Raw genomic sequence first — 20332 nt, 5'->3', positions numbered from 1 at the left:
ACACACAGGAGGTGTGAGCAATGCAGTTTTCCGACCGGGATATCCTGGCCGATATGCTCACCGGAGCCAAGATGATCTCCACGGGTTATCACATGGCCGTGCTGGAAGCGGCCAATGACCGGGTGCGGAACACCCTCATCCATATCAACAATGAAGAAATGCACACCCAAAAGCAGATCTTTGATCTGATGCACTCCCGGGGCTGGTACCCTCTCGATCCTGTTTTCACGGGTACGCCTATGGGACCGGAAGCTACCAACATCCGTGGGCCCGAGGGTCCAATGGGGAGAATGGCCCCTGGAATGGGTCCCGCGCAAATGTAAACCGGTTCGGGACTCCCGTAAACGAATACGGCCAAAGCCCGCTACAGCGGGTACCTGTAGTTAAAAACAAGAAAGGGAAGACCGGGGATAAAGGGGCCCGGTCTTTTTCCTTCTGCCGGTTGCCAGCTTTGTATCGTGTAAACAATCAAAAACAGTGGCCGGAAGGTTGCTTAAGAATGCGGGTTGAAAGGGGGATGGTGTAAACCGTAGGAACAATACTTTGCCGGAAGGCCACCATTGTATAAAGCGGCAAGTTGCTGGTAGGCTTGCTTTTCCTGCATCTGGGGAAGAGTTTTTTACGTTTCAGGAGCCAAAACGTGCACCCCGCAGCCCTTTTGCATCGGCGGGTCCATGATAATGGCCGGTATTGAAGTAAAAACAGCTCATGAAAGCTGGTAGACAGGTGATAGCAGGAGGAATGTGAGGAGATGAGAGCATGGATGGCGTGGATTTAAAAAGCCTGGATGCGGAGCTGGTGGAAAAGGAGTCACGCATAAAAACCGGCGGGGCGCCCAAATATCACCGGAACAATGCCGGGAAGGGCAAACTCTTTGCCAGGGACAGGCTAAAGCTCCTCCTGGATCCCGGCGCCCCTTTCTGCGAGGACGGCCTGTTTGCCAACAACCTGGCGGAAGACCTTCCCGCCGACGGGGTGATCACCGGTATAGGCAGGATCCACGGGCGCACCGTCTGTGTGATGGCCAATGATTCCACGGTGAAGGCCGGTTCCTGGGGCTGGCGCACGGTAGAAAAGATCCTGCGCATCCAGGAGACGGCCATGGATATGAAGGTCCCCATGATCTATCTTGTCGACTCCGCCGGGGCCCGCATTACCGACCAGGTGGAGATGTTTCCCGGTCGCCGGGGTGCCGGAGCCATCTTTTACAACGAAGTGAAAATGTCGGGCATGGTGCCGCAGATTTGCCTGCTCTTCGGTCCCTCCGCCGCGGGTGGGGCCTATATCCCGGCTTTTTGCGACGTGGTTTTCATGGTGGAGGGCAATGCCAGCATGTACCTGGGCTCCCCCCGCATGGTCGAGATGGTCATTGGGGAGAAGACCACGCTGGAGGATCTGGGGGGCGCCAGCATGCACTGCACCGTCAGCGGCTGCGGTGACCTGCTCTGCAAAACGGAAGCGGAAGCTATTGAAGCCTGCCGCCGCTACCTGACCTATATGCCCCAGAACTATTTGGGCCGGCCGCCCATGGCCATGGAAGAGCCTCCCATAGAAGGACGGGATATCGCCGATATTGTACCGGCTCGGGAGAGCGAACCCTTTGACATGTACGAGGTAATTGACCGGCTAATTGACCGGGGAACCTGGTTTGAGATAAAGAAACTGTTTGCCCCGGAGCTGATTACCGGCCTCTGCCGCATTGGCGGCCGGGTGGTGGGCTTGCTGGCCAACCAGCCCCGGGAAAAGGGGGGCGTGCTCTTTGTAGACTCGGCCGATAAGGGTGCCCGGTTCGTTACCCTTTGCGACGCCTTTAATATTCCCCTGCTTTTCCTTGCCGACGTCCCGGGATTCATGGTCGGCGGATATGTGGAGCGGCAGGGCATCATCCGCCACGGGGCCAAAATGATTTCCGCCGTTTCCGAGGCCACGGTGCCCAAAATTTCGGTCATCGTACGCAAGGCCTACGGTGCAGGCCTGTACGCCATGTGCGGCCCGGCCTTTGAACCTGACTGCTGTATGGCCCTGCCCAGCGCCCAGGTGGCCGTGATGGGGCCCCAGGCGGCAGTCAAGGCCGTTTACGAGAACAAGATCAATGCCCTGCCCCCGGAGGAAAGACCGGCTTTCATCCAGCAAAAACAACAGGAATATCTTGAGGATGTGGACATTTACCGGCTGGCCTCGGAGCTGGTGGTGGATCATATTGTACGGCCCGGGGATTTACGGGCGGAATTGATCGCCCGCTTCAATCTTTATGAATCGAAAAGACAGCATTTTTCCGAGCGCAAGCATCCGGTTTATCCGGTATAGGGGAGGTCGGGGAAATGAATTACAAAACCATCAAGGTAGAGCGGGGGCAAATCGGGATCATTTTCTTTAACCGGCCCCAGGCCCTGAATGCCCTGAGCACGCAGATGGCCCGGGAACTGGTGGCGGCTCTGGAGGAGCTGGAACTGGACGACCAGGTGTTTGCGGCGGTACTTACGGCCGAGGGGGACCGGGCGTTTTGTGTGGGGGCGGATTTAAAAGAAAGAAAGAACATGACCAAAGCGGAGGTGAAGAAACAAAGGGCCCTGTTTGTCAAAGCCTTTGAAGCGGTGGTCATGTTTCCCAAGCCCCTGGTGGCGGCGGTGAACGGCTATGCCCTGGGCGGGGGGTGCGAATTCGCCCTGGGTTGCGATTTTATCATCGCCTCGGAAAAGGCATTCTTTGGCCTGCCGGAAGTAAGCCTGGCCGTTATTCCGGCTGGGGGAGGGACCCAGCTACTGCCGCGGGTCATTGGACGCGCTAAAGCCAAGGAACTCATTTTTACCGGGCGGCGCATATCCGCTGCCGAGGCCTACCGGCTGGGCATGGTCAACTATGTGGTTCCGGCGGAAAACCTGATGGCCAGGACCATGGAGATTATGCAGGAAATAGTCCGGAACGGCCCCATTGCCCTGCAGCAGGCCAAACGGGCCATCAATTTGGGGTTGGAGCTGGATCTGCATACCGCCTTTGCCCTGGAGGCGGAATGCTACAACGTTTGCCTGGCTACGGAAGACAGGGACGAGGGCCTGCGCGCCTTCAATGAAAAGAGAAAGCCGGTGTACAGGAACAGGTAATTCCTCAAGCATTGATAAGATTGAGGAGGAATGGGTATGGGGGAGTTAAAATATCCTAAAAAGGTGGTTCTGGGCGAAATCACCGTGCGGGATGGCTTCCAGCACGAAGAAAAATTCATCCCCACCCTGGCCAAGCTGTGGGTACTGGAGCAGTTAATTTTAGCCGGTTTCAAACGATTGGAGGTGACCAATTTCGGCAACCCCCGGGGAATGCCCCAGTTTGCCGATGCGGAGGAGCTTTTCAAGCTCATCCGCACCAGCAAAAAGGTGCAGGATAAACTGCCCGGGGTGGAACTGACGGCCGTAACCATCCGGGAAAAGGCGGTGGACCGGGCCATTCGCGCGCGGCAGGAGGGTTACGGTCCGGACCGTATTCTCATGATGGTGTCCACTTCCGAGTCCCATCAGATTAAGAACTCCGGCCTGGACCACAAGGCCTACTGGGCGGAAGTGGAGCGCTGCATTAAAAAGGCCCACGATGCGGGGATGAAATTTAACGGCACCGTGAGCACCATCTGGGGATGTCCCATTGAAGGGCCTACGGACATGAAGGCGGCTGTCGAGGTAACCAGGCGCTTTCTGGAGCTGGGGGCCGACGATATCGAGCATGCGGACCATGACGGTTCCGCCCCGCCCAACAGGGTGTACGACTATTTTTCCATGGTTCTGGATGCTTTTCCCAACCCGGACCTGCACATCGCCCACTTCCATGTGACCCGGGGTTGGGGACTGGCCAATGTGCTGGCCGCCCTGCTGGCCGGCATCAACCATTTTGAAAGTACCATGGGCGGCATCGGCGGCCAGCCGGCCAATTTTGTCGACGGCGTTCCCGTCGCCGGTACCGGTTCATATTACTACCAGGACCCCAACATTGTCGGCCTGGTCTGCACCGAGGATATGGTGGTGATGATGGACGAGATGGGCATCGACACGGGGGTTGATGTGGACCGGGTGCTGGAAATCGGGCGCATGGTGGAAAAAATTGTCGGCAGGCGGCTGCGCAGCGAATGTATCCGTACCGGCCGCATTCCCAAAGGGCCCACGGGGCATAAGTAAACAACGGGGTTTGACCATTAAAGGCCCCTCGCGCCGGGCTGGCGGAAGGGGTCTTTTTTATCTTATGCATTTTACCGGCAAAAGGAAACCGGTGGTCCTCCGGCGAATGTTTAAAGCACGAACATTGGAGAGGGGAGGATTGAGAATATGGCCGAAGGTAAAAAGACCAGAAAGATTGCCATTCTTGGTGGTCCGGGTACGGGTAAAACAACGTTGTGTAAACAGTTAGATGTGGATTACAGCATGGCCGGTTATATAAGTGACGTTTGCCTGGAATTTGCCCGCTCATACATTGCCTGGTACGGGGTGCCCAGGAGCATTTTTGAACAGTTTCTGCTCTACGAGGGGCAAAAGCGCCGGGAAGAGGAGCTTTCCTACTGCGACATTATTTTCTGCGACAACGCCACCATTTTGAATTACGTGTACGGCCTGTTGAGCTGTGATTTCAAGAACCCGAAGGAAGTTTACGCCTTGATGAAGCTGTACGAGTGGGCCATGCGCGACCTGCCCGAGTATGACATCTTTTACGTGCCCCGGGAATTTGATGTGGAAAAAGACGGCATCAGGTACCAGGACAATGATTTTGCCGTGGTCGTGGATGCCAAAATAAAAAATTTCCTGGACATCATGAATGTACCCTACACCATAGTAAAGGGAGACCTGGAAACCAGGGTAAAGACGGTTAAGGAAAAAATCGGTTTTGTGGAAAAGCGCAAGCGCTGTACTGCCATCCACGAGGTGGCTTTGCGGAACGAAAATGGAAGCTGCCCGGTTTAATGGCTTCTCGATGGAAAGGGCGGCCGGCCGTTCCGGAACGACCGCCGCCCAATTATTTATGTTCGTGCGGGTCCGGTGCGCGGCCCTGGGCCTAGATGGCCCGGCCGTACCCACCCGGTTGTGCCTTTCGAACCGCCGGCAAAGAAGGAGCTTGAGCCCGCGTGGCATTGAGTATGGCCAGCAGGGCGACCCCCACGTCGGCAAAGACGGCCTCCCAGATGGTGGCCAGCCCCAGGGTTCCCAGGCCAAGGAAGAAGGCTTTCATGCCCAGGGCCAAGATGATGTTTTGTTTGACGATTACCCTGGTGTGGCGGGCAATTTCCATAGCCGTGGCCAGTTTGGAGGGAGCATCCTCCATGAGCACCACGTCGGCGGCTTCAATGGCCGCATCGGAACCCAGCCCGCCCATGGCCACCCCCACATCGGCCCTGGCAATAACGGGGGCATCGTTGATGCCATCACCGACAAAGGCCAGCTTCTGCCGGGCAGGCAGGTTGGCCTTAAGTTCTTCCACCCGTTGCACCTTGTCCTCCGGCAGGAGCTGGGCGTAATACTGATCCATGCCCAGCGTTTCGGCCACCCGGCGGGCAGCCCTTTCCTCATCGCCGGTCAACATGACCACTTTCTTTACCCCCAGAGCTTTCAACCTGGCAATGGCCTGGCGGGCATCGGGTTTAATTTCATCGTTGATGACGATGTACCCGGCCAGGGTTTTATCAATGGCTACAAATACCGTGTTGTCTTCTACGCAAGAGATGCCATGGGAGATCCCCTCCCGCTTCAGGAGGCGGTTCCCCCCGACCAGAACGTTTTTGCCCGCGACCCGGGCCAGGATGCCGTACCCCGGGATTTCCCGGCAGTTGCTCACACTGTCCGGGGGAATTTCCCGCCCCCAGGCCTGCCGGATGGACTGGGCCACGGGGTGGGTGGAGTAGGCTTCGGCCGCCGCAGCGTAAGCCAGCACTTCCTCCGGTTGGAAGCCGTTTTGAGCTACCACCCGGCTGACCCGGAAAACCCCCCGGGTGAGGGTTCCTGTCTTATCAAAGACCACCGTATGCAGGTTGGCCAGTACGTCCAGGTAATTAGCCCCCTTGACCAGAATACCCTGGCGGGAGGCCCTGCCGATGCCGCCAAAATAGGACAGGGGTATGGAAATGACCAGGGCACACGGGCAGGAAATGACCAGGAAAATCAATGCCCGGTAGAGCCATTGGGACAAGGTGGCACCGGGAACCACCAGCGGGGGTATAAAAGCCAGCGCAAGGGCTCCCAGCACCACTGCCGGGGTATAGTAGCGGGCAAAGGTGGTAATGAACTTTTCTACGGGGGCCTTTCTAGCCGCGGCATTTTCCACCAGTTCCAGGATCCGGGCTACGGAGGAGTCCTTAAAAGGCCTGGTTACCTTTACGGTCAGAAGGCCCTGGCCGTTGATCATGCCGGCCAGGACTCTTTCTCCCCTTTCCACCTTGCGTGGTACGGATTCTCCCGTCAGCGCCGAGGTATCTACGAAGGACACTCCCTCCAGAACCTCGCCGTCCAGGGGCACCCTTTCGCCCGGGCGGACCACAATGATCTGGCCTGTTACCACTTCCTCCGGTTTTACCTGCCTGGTTTCGCCGTTCACCAGCAAATTGGCGTAGTGGGGACGGATATCCAGAAGGGCGGCTATCGAGCAGCGGGATCGATTAACGGCCCTTTCCTGGAAGTACTCCCCGATGGAATAAAAGAGCATTACCGCCACCGCTTCGGGCAACTGGTGAATGGCTATGGCTCCGAGGGTGGCCAGGCTCATGAGGAAATTCTCGTCAAAAACTTTTCCGCGCACAAGATTTTTCAAAGCGGCCCGGAGGATCTCGCTGCCCACCAGCAGGTAGGCGGTAAGCAGGACCAGGTACTCGGCCCAGGAATAAGGGGTTTGGCGCAGGGATTCCTGGAAGAGAAAGCCAACAACCAGAAGGACGGCCGAGATGCCGGTTACCAGAAGGTTTCTTTTACCGGTCGCAAGTTCACTTGCCTGTTTGGCCTCACGGAGTTCTAACAGCGTAACCCCGGGTTTAATGCGATGAATAGCCTCCTGGGCCCGCCTAGCCAGCTCCGGGGGCAGCTCCAGGGTGCGGTTGGCAAAGTTGATGGCAACATGTTCCAGCCCCTTAATCTGTTGCAATTCGTGCTCTATTTTGGCCGCGCAACTGGGGCAGTCAAGACCAACCAGGGTGTAGCGCATGGACATACTCCTCTCACCGCTCTTCCGCAAAGTGCGCCTGGGCTTCCCGGATCAGGTTGACGATATGGTCGTCATCCAGGGAATAATAGACCATTTTCCCTTCCCGGCGGTACTTCACCAGGCGCATTGCCTTCAGCAGCCGGAGGTGGTGGGAAACGGCAGGCAAACTCATTTCCAGGATTTCCGCCAGATCACATACACAAAGTTCCCTGTAGGACAGGAGGTAGAGGATCTTGGTGCGGGTTTCGTCTCCCAGCACCCTAAAAAGTTCCGACAAACCGGCTACTTCCAGCACTTTGCCCTTGAGATCTTCTATATCAGTGGATAGACAAAAGGTATCACAAACATCGTTGCAGGATGTATGTCTGGCCGTGTGGATTACCCCCTCTTATTTAATCTTAAAAGATTAAGCAATTGCTTAATTGAATTATATTTTTGCCAATCACCATTTGTCAAGCTGCTAAAATGTTGTCGGCGTGAAACCGGTCCGTTGGGCCCCGGAGGGGGTATGTTTGCCGGTTGTTGCTCCCTGTGCCCGGGCTGGAGTAAAATGGAGGTGTTCGGTGGAAAGGAGATGATCTAACGGACATGTTTGAAGCTTTGTACCTGCTGGCAGGGGTAACTGCCGGGGTGCTGGTCGGCTGGCTGTTGGCCGGCATCCGTATACGGGCCCTGTCGGCTGAGGTTATGGCCGCCCGGAGCAAGGCGATGGCGGCGGAAGGCATTAATGCCGAGCTGCGCCAGCAGCTAAACCAGGTGCAGCAGGAATTAAATGATCTCCGCCTGCAGGTGGTCCGGGAACACCAGGCCCGGGTCAGGGCGGAAACTTCCCTGGAAGAGGCCAGAAACAGCCTTACCGAGCAGAAAAAACTCCTTGCCGAAGCCACCCAGCGCCTTACCGATACCTTTAAAGCCCTTTCTGCCGAAGCTTTAAAAAGCAACAATCAGGCTTTCATTGAATTGGCCCGCCAGGTGCTGGAAGGTGTGGTTGTGGAAGCCCGGGGCGATCTCCAGAAGCGGCAGGAAGCCATCGATGCCCTTATCAAGCCCCTGAAAGAAGAGCTTGCCCGGTATGAGGCCCAGGTGCGGGCCATGGAAAATGCCCGCCAGGAAGCTTATGGAAGCTTGAAAAGGCAGCTGCATGAGCTCAGCCAGACCCAGCAGTTGCTGCACAGGGAGACGAGCAACCTGGTAAACGCCTTAAAAGCCCCCCAGGTGCGGGGGAGATGGGGAGAAATAACCCTGCGCCGGGTGGTGGAAGTGGCGGGCATGTCCCCGTACTGCGACTTTGTGGAACAGGTTTCGGTGGAAACGGAAGGGGGGCGGCTGCGTCCCGACCTGGTGGTAAAGCTTCCGGGGGGCAGGACGGTGGTGGTGGATGCAAAGGTCCCGTTAAAGGCCTACATGGAAGCCACCGAATCTGCCGATGAAAACGCGTGGCGCCAGGCCATGCAAAGACATGCCCAGGCCGTGCGGGCGCACATGCAGTCCCTGGGCTCCAAGGCCTACTGGAGCCAGTTTACGCCCGGCCCCGATTTCGTAGTTCTTTTCCTGCCGGGGGAATCCTTTTTCAGCGCCGCCGTGGAGCAGGACCGGCGGTTGATTGAAGATGCCCTGGCCAGCCGGGTGCTGCTGGCCACTCCCACCACTTTAATTGCCCTTTTGCGTACAGTGGCCTTGAGCTGGCAACAGCATCAAATGGCCGAAAACGCCCGGCAAATTGCCGAAGCGGGCATGGAGCTTTACGAGCGGGTGTGCAAGTTTGCCGGACACCTGGCTAAAATAAAGGATGGCCTGCAGAAGGCCACCCAGTCTTTTAACAATGCAGTCGGTTCCTGGGAGAGCCGGGTGGTGCCGGGGGCCAGGCGTTTAAAAGAACTGGGAGCCGCCATGCCGGGCAAGGAACTTTTGCCCTTAAGCCAGGTGGAAATCGCGCTGCGGGAATTGCCCCCGGAGCGGGAGTAGGGCGTGGGGGGGGCAGCCGTGCTTGAATTCCTGCAGGGTGCTGTCCCGCCTGTTCTGCGGGCAAAACGCGGGTGGAACACGGTGCAAGTGGGGGTGCAGCTGCGTGCTGCTCACCGAACCTGTTTTGTCAGCGTTCCGTGGAACTTAGAAATTTCTGTTCTGGAAATTCGCTTTTCGTTTTGTCCTGTTAAACGGCACGGAACCGGGTTTTTTGTTTTTCCAGGAGGTGTTTACGTTGCAGGTCGGTTTATGATAGCCCGGAACTGGTCCGGTTAAAATAACCTAAAAAGGGCAGGTGAACATTTTGACCGGAAAAAACCTGCAGCAGTTTTGCACAGAACTCCGGGCAGATGAGGAGGCACCGGCGGAACTGGCCGTGGATCTAAAACTGGCCGCTGGTACAGGGGCGGTACGGATGGGAGTGGCCGCCAGGGAGATAGGCACACTGGAAATCATTATGATTGGCCTGGCCGTCGTCATTGGTGCCGGTATCTTTGTGGCCAGCGGGATTCCCATACGCATAGCCGGGCCGGCTGCAGTGCTATCTTATCTGGCTGGTGCTCTGGTGGTTATACCGGTAATGCTCTACCTGGCCGAAATGGAGGCTGCATGGCCTTCCACAGGGGCTTTCAGCGACTACGCAAACCGCTATCTGGGTCCCCTGATGGGTTTTGTCACCGGCTGGATGTACTGGTCTTCAGGTGTGCTGGGCATGGCTACGGAAGTCACGGCTTCCGCTCTGCTGGTGCACTGGTGGCTGCCCGGATGGCCGCTGTGGCTATTCAGCCTGTTTTTTTCCCTGCTAATCACCGGTATTAACCTGCTGGATATTCGCGGGTTCACCCGTATTGAAGGGTTGTTTTCGGGCATAAAAATAATGGCCTTATTTCTCTTCATTCTGGCCGGCTTGACCGTTTTATCCGGACTGTGGCCCGGTCTGGCGCCGGTTGGAACTGTCAATTATTTTGCCTACGGAGGATTTTTCCCCCGGGGTGTAAAAGGAGTTTTTGCCTCTCTCCTGCTGGTTATATTTGCCTATTCCGGTATTCAGGTGGTATGCATGACGGCGGCACAGGCCACCAATCCCAGGCATACCATACCCCGGGCCGTCATAGGTACCGGCCTGACAGTGACCTTTTTATATACCTGTGCCATTTTCGTGCTGGTCGGTCTTTTGCCCTGGTTCACCGTTCCGGTCGCTTCCAGTCCCTTTGTCACGGTTCTCGAAAGGTTGCGCATCCCCTTTGGGAGCCACCTGTTAAACGCCATCATAATCACGGCTGTACTTTCCAGTATGAATACCACCATGTTCGGAGTGACCAGAATGCTCAAGTCCCTGGCCGAAAGGCATGAGGCTCCCCGATTTTTATTAAAAACAGACCGGCGGGGCATACCTACCCGGGCGCTGGCCGCCAGCAGTATTTTCTTAAGCATCGCCGTCATTCTGGCCTACTTACTCCCACAAAAGGTTTTTCTCTATGTGGCCAGTGCCAGCGGCTTTATTTCCCTTTTCAACTGGGCGGTGATAACTGTTACCTATATCCGCTTCCGCCAGAAGTTGACCCGGTTCAAGGCGCCTTTTGCCGTACCGGGTTATCCCTACCTGCCCTATACATCTCTGTTACTTCTGCTGGTTGTGGTGGCCTCGGTCCCCCTGGCCCGCAGCCAGATCCCTGGAATGGTTAGTGGATTGTTGCTGGCCATCGCATACGCAATGGTATTTTTCCTTTTTGTCAGACGGCGCTATAAAGCGACCGCATAAATAAGAGCAGCGCAGAATTCGCCTGTAGCAGGCCTGAAAATCCGGCCTGTCAAGCGTGAGTGAAGCTGCCAGGAAAAAGCTCGTCAGTGCCTATGGATTGATGCTATACAAATTTATTGGAGGGAGGATTCATTAAGGTACAGAACGGTTGCGTTTGCAAATGTTTGCAAATACGCTATCCTGTGCTCTGAAATACAGGAGGGACAAGGGCTGTGCTGCTCATCGTCAATGCCGATGACTTCGGTTACACGGTGGGAGTAAACCAGGGGATTATTAAAGCCATGGAATGCGGGGTGGTCACCAGTACCAGCCTGATGGCCAACCAGCCGGGTACCGGGGATGCCCTGGCTGTTTTACGCCGGGGTAGGCTGAAGGCCACGGGGGTACACCTTTGCTTGACGGCGGGCAGGCCCCTGTGCGACCCGGCAGCCGTACCTTCACTGGTAGATAGCCGGGGATGGTTTAAAAAAAGGGACGCCCTTCTCTCGGGGCCCTTAAACGGGGAGGAAGTGAGGCGGGAATTCCTGGCCCAGGTGGAAAAGGTCAGGGCAGCAGGGGTATGGGTAAGCCACCTGGATACACACCATCATGTCCACGCCCACCCCATCATCCTGGAAGCCCTGCTGGACGTGGCCCGGTGCTACGGGTTGCCTGTGCGGAGCCTGGACTCTTCCATGCGCCAGAGGCTTATCCGGCAGGGTGTGCCCACCCCCGATTATTTTTGCGGCGACTGGTTTGGTGAGCAGGTTTCCGGGGAATCGTTTCGCCGGTTAGTTACTGCCGGGGTGCAGAGCAGTGCCGGCGTAATGGAGTTGATGACCCATCCCGGCATAGTGGATGAAGAACTGAGGCAGCGGAGCAGCTACACCTGGCAGCGGGAGAGGGAACTGGCCATACTCTGTGACCCGGGCACCAGGGAATGGCTGTTCGATCAGGGAGTCAAACTGGGGAGTTATCTGGATCTGGCAGGTTTCCCCCCTGGTTAGAGTTTACCGGCCACTTCATGATGGTTGGGAGCCGATTTGCTGCAGTTTCTCCACCATTTAGCTATCTTTTCACTTTTCCTCGCCTGCTCCTGTGTTATGGCGCTGTTTTTTTTCAATGCCGGCGGTAACCCTTTCAATGGAATTCTTGAACTGGTTTAAAATCTTCTCTATCTCTTCTGGCGCTGCTTTCTTCGGCCAGCTTGCGTACTTCCTGGGCTACTACCACGGCAAATCCCCGCCCCACCTGGCCGGCCCGGGTCGCTTCAATGGCGGCGTTCAATCCCAGGAGCTTGGTTTGGTCGGCCACATTCTGGAAATAATTCGGCAAAAATTAAACTTTCCTTGCCGGGGTCCGAAAAAATTTCGTGTAACTTGAAATAACAAAGGCGGCCGGTGATCCCGCAATAAGGAAAACAAGGGATACCGCCGCCCGGGTGGGCCATGCGAGACCTGCTCATATTACATCTTTTAAGTGTCCCATGAGTTTTAAGCGGAAAAAGACGGCATCAGAAAATTTCCCGTCTTAAGTTTCGCGGACACAAGTGTGTCCTCTCCTCCTGCTATCCTGAGGTAAAAACAAGCAGGGAGGAGGATACCGTGAAAAGGAAGGGTGTTGTGCTCGCACTGGTGGTGCTTTGTGTCCTGGGGTTGCTGGCTGCGGTTGGCTCTGGGGAGAGGGCCAGGAAAACCAGGAACCTGGAGGATTACCTGAAGAGCATGATGCCGGTCATTGACGAGACGGAGAAGCTTGCCGCAACGTGGGACGAACTGCGCCAGCAATCAGCCGCCGGGCGCATCAGCGACCTCGAGTTTGGCGCGCGGGTTCTCAATGACCTGATGCCCAGGACACGCGACCTCGCCGAAAGGGCGGAGGCCCTTTCCGCAGACGTGGCCCCGGAACTGAGGGATGCCCACGAAGAGCTGATCAACGCGCTCAACCTGAATTTGCAGGCGTTCTCCGAAGTTGTGGCAGCCGTTGACACCGGGGACTATTCAAGAATCACTTCGGCGAACAGGCTTTTGTCCGATGCCCGAGCTGCGGAGCGCCACTACGTGCAGAAGCTCGACGAACTGGCAGCAGAGTATGGTATCAAGCTCGGGGAATAACGCCAGGTAGTTCCGTGTGCAAGAAAACGTGCACCCCCTGCCACCTACCATGGCCGGCAGGCGGGTGCTGCAGAAAGGTTCTTCGGAACTTCGGAAGTTTCCAGAAGAGGATGAGGACTTAACATGGAATGGAGATCTCCGGTAGGAGAATATGGCAGGTCGCCGCGGGCGATTCTGAGCGCAACTACGCGAAGCTCTGCCTCGAGTGGGACGTGATCCTGAACGGTCGCTCCGGCTGGGGCCTTTCGTGCAAGCTCGCGGACCTTGAGCGCTTCTGCGAGGAGGTGAAGGAGGGCGACCTTGTGGTGCTGCGCGTCGGTACCGCTGAGGTGTACTGGGTAGGCGAAGTAGTCGGCGGCTACATCTGGCACGAGGAGTCGGCGACATTGACGGCTGGGACCTGCAGCACGTAAGGCGGGTGCGCTGGCTCTGGAGGTGTGACAAGGAACCCCAGCGCTTCGAGTCCTATACTCTCAAGCTCGGGGAGACCGTGCAGGTCCTCGACTCCAAGCCGGTGCTCGACTGGATTGCAGCTCTTCCGGCTGACGAGGAAGCTTTCCAGAGGCCCCTGAAGGAGGCGTTCCTCTTTATGGCTGCCGGGTGGGCTTTAAGCCCCCCGCGGCAGGTTTGATGCAGTAGTTGCTTCACAGGTAAGGGTGTGCATCTCGTTATGGCAAGAGTCCGTGCTTGAGAGCACGACCCCGTACAGAAGGCCCTGCGTTTGCCAAATGGATGAGGGGTTTTAGCTCACCTATAGGAGTTCGTCAAAGTTCTTCACAAGACGCATTGGCGGCTAGAGCTCGCTAGAAGGAAAGATGGTAATTTTGTGGAAGTCTACCTGTGACATAGTTAAATGCTGGTGGGCCTGGTACCAAAGGGGGATGCTTTGGGATAAAGCCCCTCTAAAAGGAGCCCTAATGAAGACGGGGGGAACTGGATGATTTACGCGGAAATCGCCGGCAGGCTGGGCTTCGAAGAAGATATCTTAACATCAACGGCAATTGGGTTACTCTCTTTACTGCCGGACGAAGAGTTTATTCGCTTTATCGGTAGGGCTAGAAGCATTGATGGCGAATGTCTAGAAAAGCACATAGGCACCTGCACACGGGTTGAAGCCATTGAGTTTTGGAAGACTGATTTCTTGTACGGGATTCCAGACGTCTTTCTAAGGCTGGAGGGTGAAGCCGGCGTCTCTGTTGCGATTGTCATTGAGGTCAAGCATCGCTCTGGAAAAAGTGGCAGTGCCGAGGAAACTGAGGATGGCAGGATCCAGAACCAGGAGGTGGACCAACTCTACAGGTACTGGAAAAGTCTCGCTCAGCAGTACCCCAACTGTGGAAAGGCGATTGTCTTCCTTACGGGCCACCGCATCATGCCCCGGAAGGATCTAGAAACGAGCTGGAGAGCTGCAGGTGGCGAGGCGCGCCTCTTCTGGCTGGGTTGGCACAGCGTCTACGATTTTCTTGCTGAAGCTCTGCGCAGTGGGAAATATCCTGCGCGAACGGTAGAATGTAAGATCTTACAACTACTGGAAACTTACTTGCGCTTCAAGGGCTACGCTAGGTTCAGCGGTTGGCCACAGCCCGCAATGTCGGGGATCGTCTCAGAGTTACGGTGGTTATGGTACCAGAGGCTTTACACTCTGAATCTAGGGTTGTCAGGCCGTTTGCACCCGGCATACTGCAGAACATACGTAAAGCAAGTTCCGGGGGCCGTGGAAGCCAGCGCGGCAGTTTTCTATAAGCCCTAGGCAGGGAGGCTGTTTGAGACCCAACTGGGTGTTATTTGAACACCCTTGCTAGAACTTTCGTAAGGAGGGAAAATTGCCATGAGTGCGGACCTGGTTCAGGTTCTGCGGGAGGTCGATAACTTTCATAAGACATGTTGTCTATTGCTTGATGATTTCATATCGTATGTGAGGAATCGTATCCCAGACAATGCTTTCGTTTGGTCGGAGAAAGGATACTCCGTATGGCACAGTGGAGCTTCACAACACCTGGGAAACTTCTTGTTCGAACATCTCGGGAAGTACAAATTTGCCTTTATGCTGGTAAAAGTCAACGAGGACAGTAACGTGGCCTTCAAGAGCCGCGACTATTACGCTGTCTGTAACGAGTTGGGGGTTGATCCCTATTTTCCCCTGCTGTTTATTACAGGAGTCTACCAGCCCCGTGACGAAGATTACCTTCGTCGTAATCTATACGCTCGCCGCGCATGGCCTCACCACATCCTGAAGCTGCTCCCAGACCAGATACTGCAAAAGATGAATTGTAGTCCGTCTTATCGCTTAAACGAAGAACTTGTATTTGAGACCGATCCCTCAGCGGGAGACTACTGGTGCAACGGAGCAGAGTTCAAGATAAGACGCCTGACTGACATCAAGAACCAGGAAATGCTAATTGAGATTGCTGAGGAGTTATTGGCCCGCTGAGAGCGCAACAACCCGCGCAGCCTGGAAGGGCCACCCAGTTTGAGGCAGTCATAAAATCACTACATATCTTCCGCAGATGTTACCTGCAATTCTATCCCTGCTGCCCGTTTACCTCCTCGGCCAGCTCCAGGATCCTGGCCAGCACCTTTTGCCTGCGGGCTTCGATGTCCTGGAAGTTCATGTTCGGGATATAATAGGCTTCCACTTCATCGTGGACCTTCTTGGCGCGGTGGATGAAGTCCACGGCTTCTTCCATGCAGCGCCGGTACATCTCCCGGGCGGTATTCCTTTCGGCCTGCAAAATCGGGTTGGACACGGGCCTGACACAGGTCATGGTGTCAATGACCACATCGCCGTGCTGGGGCTTGTAATAATGGGGCTCCACGGAGTTGACCACCGCCAGGTTCAGCCCGGGGATGACCGGGTTCCAGTGGTCCCCCAGATGCACGATTTCATCCACCGCTCCCGGGTTTTTGGGATCAACCACGTGAGGGGTTGTTACGGCTATAAAACATTCTGTGTGGGGGTACAAGCCCGGTAATGCATATGGTTTACGGGTTTTTCCCAAAGGAATCTTCCAATTCCGGCAACAGTGTTGCCAGGCCCTGTTCGGGGTCGGGAATGACGTTTATATTTTCAGACTTGAGAATTTCGTTCATTTCAAAGTAATCAACTCCCAGCATATCTGCGCACTGCCGGATAGTCATCCGGCCCTCCCGGTAAGCCTGTACGGCCTCTTTTTTGTAGATTTCACGTAGCGCAAAGGAAACTAATTGCTGAAGGGCGGATGAACGGTCCAGGTACCTTTTGGAAGCATATGCGTCCAACCTTTTTAAGAGCACCGGATCAAACTCGGTGCTTATTCTTACTCTTTTTTCCATTGTCTCTTGGCCTCCAGGTAAAGTTTTGCTATTTTTTCGTCCAGTCGCCTGTGTTTTACCAAACCATCAAGGGCCGATTTGAAACTGTCATAGTTAAGATAGTACAGAAGGAATTCCGGCGAGGTATGAACCTTCAGGCCGGCTCCAAGAGCCTTTTTACGCAACCTTATATCATCTGTCAACAGGACGGCCTTTCGCTGAAAAGCCAGGGATAAAACGCTATCATCCACCGGAGATACTCCTTTTGTTCCCAGGCGATTTGATACCGCCACGCTTTTGACCAGGGGTGGTTCGGGGAGAAAGACTTCACGGCTGATCAGAAACGCATCAGCGTAGCCCCGGTGTAAACCTGTTTCAACAACTTCCTGGTACACTTCCTCCGGGCAAAGGGCAGGCCCGGGCAGCAGCTTAATCAACTGGAGGGCGTTAATCCTGGACAGCGAGATTAAGAACGATGAGTCCACCACATATTCAGGCAATGCTTTCACCCGCTTATGATTGCGTGTTTGATATAGTCACACTGATGGGCGATGCCCCTTTCATCCAGCAGCACGATGCTGTCGCCCCCATACAAATCCTCCTTGTATTTGCGGGAGCCAGTACCCGGCCCCTTAAACATGCCGATTAACTCTGCCAGGGGGTCATCAGGGCCGCCACGGAATTCTTCGTTTTCTATAGGAAGGGTGATTCCTAATTTGCGGAATAACTCTTCCTTTTGCTTTGGGGTCAGTTTTTTGATTTCCTCAACCAAACGTTCAACCCCCATTTGATTTCACCTCGTTGTCCAGTATACCATATTCTGTAATTAGGAGCAATAATCAGCGATGGGCTACCGCCTTGAAGAAACTGTATGAGTGGGCCATGCGAGACCTGCTCATATCACATCTTTTAAGTGTCCCGGGAGCTTGAAGCGGAAAAAGACGGCATCAGAAAATTTCCCGTCTTAAGTTTCGCGGACACAAGTGTGTCCTTTCCTCCTGCTATCCTGAGGCAAAAACAAGCATGGAGGAGGGATTACGATGGCCGTATGCGACCCTTTCCTGAGCGATTACCTGGGAGACGGGGAAATCATTGAAAAGGTCGACCTCACCGGCGAAGTCACGGGCGTTTTTGTGAAGGCAGGGGAGGAAAAGTTCCCCTTGTTAAACTATCCTTACCGGCTGCTCTGCTACCGGAAGGATGACGGTGAGCTTTTATTCACCGTGGACTTAGAGACCTCTATTTTCGGTACATGCTGTTTGGGAGCTCATTCAAAAGACTGTCACCACAATTTCGGGCCGGCAGACAAAGATATGGGTTATGAAGACTTCAAAGAGAAGGCAATAGAAATAGCCATGAAGTTAATAAAGGACGGTGCGTTCTGGGAAAACATCAACCTCGAAGACCTAAAACCGTACCTGCTGGAATGAATCTAAAACCGCAAATCGGGGCGGCAGGTGAAGGGGACCTGCAGAAGCTGGCCTTCCTGCTGGAGCAAGGTCTGGACGTAAACGACAGGGGCGGCAGCGGGGAAACACCGCTGATGTTGGCGGCCCTGCACGGCCATCTCGATGCCGTGTGGTACCTGCTGGAAAGGGGGGCCGGGTCAACGAGCAGGACAACGGCCAGTGAACGGCCCTGATGTCTGCCGTAGCCATGGACCGCCTGGAAAAAGCGGAGTTGCTTTTGGCCCATGGAGCCGACCCTAACGTTCTTTACTCCGAAAAGTTGGTAGCCATACGAACCAGGATATAATGGCAAGCATAATGGAAAACATTAAAGGATCTCGCGCCCGAAAATATAGATACACTGGCCTAAATGGGCCATCCCTCCGTAGAGGTATACGAGACACCGCTGATGAAGCGAGCAAGGTAATGCCGCTATGGTAGGGTTCCTGCTCCGCTATGGGGCAGACCCCATGGCAAGGACACCCAGGGGGTAAACAGCAGCAGACATTGCGCGGCGGAAAGGATGTGTGAACATAGCACGGATGCTCGAATGATTCAGTGCGGTATGCCATCTGGCCGGGCGGCAGGGAAATACCGTCCCGCACGATCGAGAAGTGCGTTGCTGGCTCAACAGGAAAAAATAAAACACCCTATCGAAAAATTACAAGGAACGAGCTGGCAATTCCGGTGCCTCGAAAAGCGCGGACTCCAGGAGAATGGAGGGCCAACACGAAAGCTGGTCAGGATGGACAACCTGTGGAGGTTTCCGGCAGAGGGCACCATTCGGTGATACCGTGAAGGTAATGGACTCCAGGCCGGTGCTCGAGTGGATGGCCGTTCTTCCGGTAGATTAAGACGTTCGAGGGCGGGCCAAAAACTTAAATAGAGGAGAACTAGGAGGATGGTTGGGGTAATTATGTCTGGCGAATATCTTATCTCGTCACCTGCTGCAATAATAGAACGATGGGCATGTTTGGCCAGACAAAGTTCACGGTCCGTAGCGGTAGGAGAGGAAACCTTTGCCGAGTTTATAAAACGGTGGGCGGCGTTAAAAAGGTCACCTGAAGAAGGTCAGTTTAACGGAACCTGGTCTGCCGTGGAACGGCTGATATTCCCTGCCATCAGGTGCGCGGAGGTGCAGATTCAGCAACTAAAGGCACTCGTGCACCGGTCGGAGGACATGCTACACCCAATCGGAGAACCTTTGAGAATGTCCTTCCCGCTACACAGGTGGCTTGCTGGAGACAGGGAGGAGGCTTATTCCGACTGGTTGGCCTGGATACTTGAAGAACTCGGGTCAGCACGTTGCGTTGGCTATGTTTTATGCGGTAAGGAGGTGTCAGAACTCTCACATTGTAGTGAACGTAGTGAACGATGCTCGGTCGAGCGCGAGGTGTGGGTACCAAAGGGGCACCCTGGATGCTCCGGGCGTCTTGATTGTGTCGTCCGGATCGGGAATCATGCCGTTATCGTTCTCGAGGTGAAAGTGGTGAGCGCCGAAGAGGCAGACAGGAACAAGAACCAAGGGTACAAACAATGGCTCGATAGCCAGCCGATACCGCTGCGGAAAGCATACCTGGTGGCAACCGATGGTGCCGAGCGTCTTTACGAAGGAGGATTCGAACTCCTCACCTGGGGCGACATTTGCCATCGCCTACGCCATCTGATACCAGAATTGGTTGCCGAAGGACGGTTGGTTCTGGCCGCGCTGGTAGGCGGTTTTGTGGGTGCGGTAGAGCAGAATTTGCTCGGCGTCCCTTCCTTGGCCTGGCTTGGGCAAGATGACAACGGCGTTGTAGCGCTGATGCTTAGGAGTCAGGTAGTGGCGGCTACCGGTTACTTAAATCAATGTTTTGAGGGGAGGGCAAGGCAATGACCAAAGTTGATCCTAAAATCGAATTATTTGCCGAAGGTTTGAAAAGCTACCCTGCGGCAAGGGAAGCGATTAGGGCGTTCGAGGAACTGGTAGGGGAGCTGGCTCTGCAGGTGATGGTAAGACATCTAGACGATTTGAAACGGGCGACAGGACAGCCGGGGATTACAGAGCACGATATCAAAGTAGAAAGAGATCTTGTACCGCCGCCGGCTGTCGGAGTTGGAGCGGTGTGTGGAGCTCCTGAAACATGGGGTATTAGATGGGGGATAAAGTGGGTACCACCCCAGCCTTCCAGGTCCGCCCGGCTGGAAGCCTTTATGGGTGTGCGCGTGAGGGCGGCATATATACAGGACTATATACTCAGGAATCTTCAGTCCGTGATTTCAGATGAGAAGGACCAGGGGGTGAGCATAGAAAAGGTATCCGGCTGGGGTCATGAAGTGCATGTCTCTACTCCCATGACACCCGACCTTTCGCTTGAGGAAGCAGAAAAACTCATAGATAAAGTCGTATCATTTTTCCTTAATATGGCAAACCGTGCCGGTGGCATCTCTGCTTTGTTGGCCGCCCCTACTACGTCAAATGATTGACAGCGGGTGTAAATTGTGTGCACGCCACCTACGTGGTGGCTAAAATCACGGTCCCTTCGACCACTGAAGTCATCTGGCAGTGCGTACGCTAGGTGCTGGTCAAAATGAAGCACAAGGTTAACTTCGTGTACAAGTCTTCGGTGTAGACC

25 protein-coding genes and 1 pseudogene are annotated in these 20332 nt (G+C 55.1%); 19 read left to right on the top strand and 7 right to left on the bottom strand.

Annotation, left to right across the window (positions count from 1 at the left end; all coding sequences use genetic code 11):
* Positions 1–20: 20 nt before the first annotated feature.
* From G7K71_RS04185 to G7K71_RS04165, 5 genes are all read left to right on the top strand, one after another.
* A complete protein-coding gene (locus tag G7K71_RS04185) occupies positions 21–323 on the top strand; it encodes a spore coat protein (RefSeq protein WP_013821635.1) in 303 nt (100 codons plus the stop codon).
* 436 nt (positions 324–759) lie between these two features.
* Positions 760–2307 carry an acyl-CoA carboxylase subunit beta gene (locus G7K71_RS04180; RefSeq protein WP_166343728.1) on the top strand — a complete coding sequence of 516 codons (1548 nt, stop codon included), beginning with the start codon at positions 760–762 and terminating at the stop codon, positions 2305–2307.
* Positions 2308–2321: 14 nt separating this feature from the next.
* Positions 2322–3101, top strand: a complete 780-nt coding sequence (locus G7K71_RS04175) for an enoyl-CoA hydratase-related protein (protein ID WP_166343726.1) — start codon at positions 2322–2324, stop codon at positions 3099–3101.
* A 36-nt stretch (positions 3102–3137) separates the two neighbouring features.
* Positions 3138–4157: a pyruvate carboxyltransferase gene (locus G7K71_RS04170; RefSeq protein ID WP_013821638.1), complete on the top strand. Its 1020-nt coding sequence runs from the start codon at positions 3138–3140 to the stop codon at positions 4155–4157.
* Between the two features lie 147 nt (positions 4158–4304).
* A complete protein-coding gene (locus tag G7K71_RS04165; protein WP_166343724.1) occupies positions 4305–4934 on the top strand; it encodes an ATP-binding protein in 630 nt (209 codons plus the stop codon).
* Positions 4935–5025: 91 nt separating this feature from the next.
* On the opposite strand, the gene G7K71_RS04160 is transcribed toward G7K71_RS04165, so the two are convergent.
* Both G7K71_RS04160 and G7K71_RS04155 read right to left on the bottom strand, forming a co-directional pair.
* The gene (locus tag G7K71_RS04160; protein ID WP_243174555.1) at positions 5026–7164 is read right to left on the bottom strand and encodes a heavy metal translocating P-type ATPase; all 2139 of its coding nucleotides are present in this window, start codon (positions 7162–7164) and stop codon (positions 5026–5028) included.
* A gap of 7 nt (positions 7165–7171) precedes the next feature.
* A complete protein-coding gene (locus G7K71_RS04155; RefSeq protein ID WP_313884885.1) occupies positions 7172–7435 on the bottom strand; it encodes a metalloregulator ArsR/SmtB family transcription factor in 264 nt (87 codons plus the stop codon).
* A 311-nt stretch (positions 7436–7746) separates the two neighbouring features.
* Here G7K71_RS04155 and rmuC point away from each other — a divergent pair, with 311 nt between their 5' ends.
* The 4 genes from rmuC (at position 7747) to G7K71_RS04135 (ending at position 11871) form a co-directional block, all read left to right on the top strand.
* Positions 7747–9123 carry a DNA recombination protein RmuC gene (rmuC, locus tag G7K71_RS04150; protein WP_166343722.1) on the top strand — a complete coding sequence of 459 codons (1377 nt, stop codon included), beginning with the start codon at positions 7747–7749 and terminating at the stop codon, positions 9121–9123.
* 18 nt (positions 9124–9141) lie between these two features.
* Positions 9142–9399 carry a hypothetical protein gene (locus tag G7K71_RS04145; RefSeq protein ID WP_166343720.1) on the top strand — a complete coding sequence of 86 codons (258 nt, stop codon included), beginning with the start codon at positions 9142–9144 and terminating at the stop codon, positions 9397–9399.
* Between the two features lie 28 nt (positions 9400–9427).
* Positions 9428–10885, top strand: coding sequence for an amino acid permease (locus G7K71_RS04140; protein ID WP_166343718.1), 1458 nt, complete (start codon positions 9428–9430; stop codon positions 10883–10885).
* 212 nt (positions 10886–11097) lie between these two features.
* Positions 11098–11871, top strand: coding sequence for a carbohydrate deacetylase (locus G7K71_RS04135; RefSeq protein ID WP_166343716.1), 774 nt, complete (start codon positions 11098–11100; stop codon positions 11869–11871).
* A gap of 184 nt (positions 11872–12055) precedes the next feature.
* Here G7K71_RS04135 and G7K71_RS20180 read toward each other — a convergent pair.
* A pseudogene (locus tag G7K71_RS20180) lies at positions 12056–12178 on the bottom strand (methyl-accepting chemotaxis protein); the annotation flags it as partial.
* Positions 12179–12468: 290 nt separating this feature from the next.
* Between G7K71_RS20180 and G7K71_RS04125 the strand changes: the two are divergent.
* From G7K71_RS04125 to G7K71_RS04105, 5 genes are all read left to right on the top strand, one after another.
* Positions 12469–12978: a hypothetical protein gene (locus tag G7K71_RS04125; RefSeq protein ID WP_166343714.1), complete on the top strand. Its 510-nt coding sequence runs from the start codon at positions 12469–12471 to the stop codon at positions 12976–12978.
* A gap of 128 nt (positions 12979–13106) precedes the next feature.
* The gene (locus G7K71_RS04120; RefSeq protein WP_166343712.1) at positions 13107–13391 is read left to right on the top strand and encodes a hypothetical protein; all 285 of its coding nucleotides are present in this window, start codon (positions 13107–13109) and stop codon (positions 13389–13391) included.
* A gap of 5 nt (positions 13392–13396) precedes the next feature.
* The gene (locus G7K71_RS04115; RefSeq protein WP_072871591.1) at positions 13397–13609 is read left to right on the top strand and encodes a hypothetical protein; all 213 of its coding nucleotides are present in this window, start codon (positions 13397–13399) and stop codon (positions 13607–13609) included.
* Between the two features lie 306 nt (positions 13610–13915).
* Positions 13916–14728 (top strand): hypothetical protein, encoded by an 813-nt coding sequence (locus G7K71_RS04110; RefSeq protein WP_166343710.1) that lies wholly within the window; start codon positions 13916–13918, stop codon positions 14726–14728.
* Positions 14729–14806: 78 nt separating this feature from the next.
* Positions 14807–15409 carry a hypothetical protein gene (locus G7K71_RS04105; RefSeq protein ID WP_072871597.1) on the top strand — a complete coding sequence of 201 codons (603 nt, stop codon included), beginning with the start codon at positions 14807–14809 and terminating at the stop codon, positions 15407–15409.
* Positions 15410–15500: 91 nt separating this feature from the next.
* Here the strand turns inward: G7K71_RS04105 and G7K71_RS04100 are convergent, their stop codons facing one another.
* The 4 genes from G7K71_RS04100 to G7K71_RS04085 form a co-directional block, all read right to left on the bottom strand.
* Positions 15501–15896 (bottom strand): hypothetical protein, encoded by a 396-nt coding sequence (locus G7K71_RS04100; RefSeq protein WP_207712821.1) that lies wholly within the window; start codon positions 15894–15896, stop codon positions 15501–15503.
* A 64-nt stretch (positions 15897–15960) separates the two neighbouring features.
* A complete protein-coding gene (locus G7K71_RS04095; protein ID WP_013821646.1) occupies positions 15961–16290 on the bottom strand; it encodes a UPF0175 family protein in 330 nt (109 codons plus the stop codon).
* On the bottom strand, positions 16275–16769 hold the full coding sequence (locus G7K71_RS04090; protein WP_072870254.1) for a hypothetical protein: 495 nt from the start codon (positions 16767–16769) through the stop codon (positions 16275–16277). The genes G7K71_RS04095 and G7K71_RS04090 overlap by 16 nt, the downstream gene beginning before the upstream one ends.
* Positions 16770–16774: 5 nt before the next feature.
* Entirely contained in the window at positions 16775–17041 is a 267-nt protein-coding gene (locus tag G7K71_RS04085; RefSeq protein WP_243174553.1) for a hypothetical protein, read from the bottom strand.
* A 268-nt stretch (positions 17042–17309) separates the two neighbouring features.
* Here G7K71_RS04085 and G7K71_RS04080 point away from each other — a divergent pair, with 268 nt between their 5' ends.
* From G7K71_RS04080 to G7K71_RS04065, 5 genes are all read left to right on the top strand, one after another.
* Positions 17310–17699 (top strand): hypothetical protein, encoded by a 390-nt coding sequence (locus G7K71_RS04080; protein WP_166343706.1) that lies wholly within the window; start codon positions 17310–17312, stop codon positions 17697–17699.
* Entirely contained in the window at positions 17696–17911 is a 216-nt protein-coding gene (locus G7K71_RS04075; RefSeq protein WP_166343704.1) for an ankyrin repeat domain-containing protein, read from the top strand. Before G7K71_RS04080 ends, G7K71_RS04075 begins: the two co-directional genes overlap by 4 nt.
* The gene (locus tag G7K71_RS20175; protein WP_395858245.1) at positions 17911–18024 is read left to right on the top strand and encodes a hypothetical protein; all 114 of its coding nucleotides are present in this window, start codon (positions 17911–17913) and stop codon (positions 18022–18024) included. The genes G7K71_RS04075 and G7K71_RS20175 overlap by 1 nt, the downstream gene beginning before the upstream one ends.
* 1182 nt (positions 18025–19206) lie before the next feature.
* Entirely contained in the window at positions 19207–19593 is a 387-nt protein-coding gene (locus G7K71_RS04070) for a hypothetical protein (protein ID WP_166343702.1), read from the top strand.
* Positions 19590–20183, top strand: a complete 594-nt coding sequence (locus G7K71_RS04065) for a hypothetical protein (RefSeq protein WP_166343700.1) — start codon at positions 19590–19592, stop codon at positions 20181–20183. The genes G7K71_RS04070 and G7K71_RS04065 overlap by 4 nt, the downstream gene beginning before the upstream one ends.
* Positions 20184–20332: the final 149 nt, after the last annotated feature.

This window comes from Desulfofundulus sp. TPOSR, assembly GCF_011393055.1.
In the GTDB taxonomy this organism is placed as follows: domain Bacteria; phylum Bacillota; class Desulfotomaculia; order Desulfotomaculales; family Desulfovirgulaceae; genus Desulfofundulus; species Desulfofundulus kuznetsovii.
Note: the sequence above shows the minus strand (reverse complement) of the source record. Positions and strands in the feature narration are given on the sequence as shown.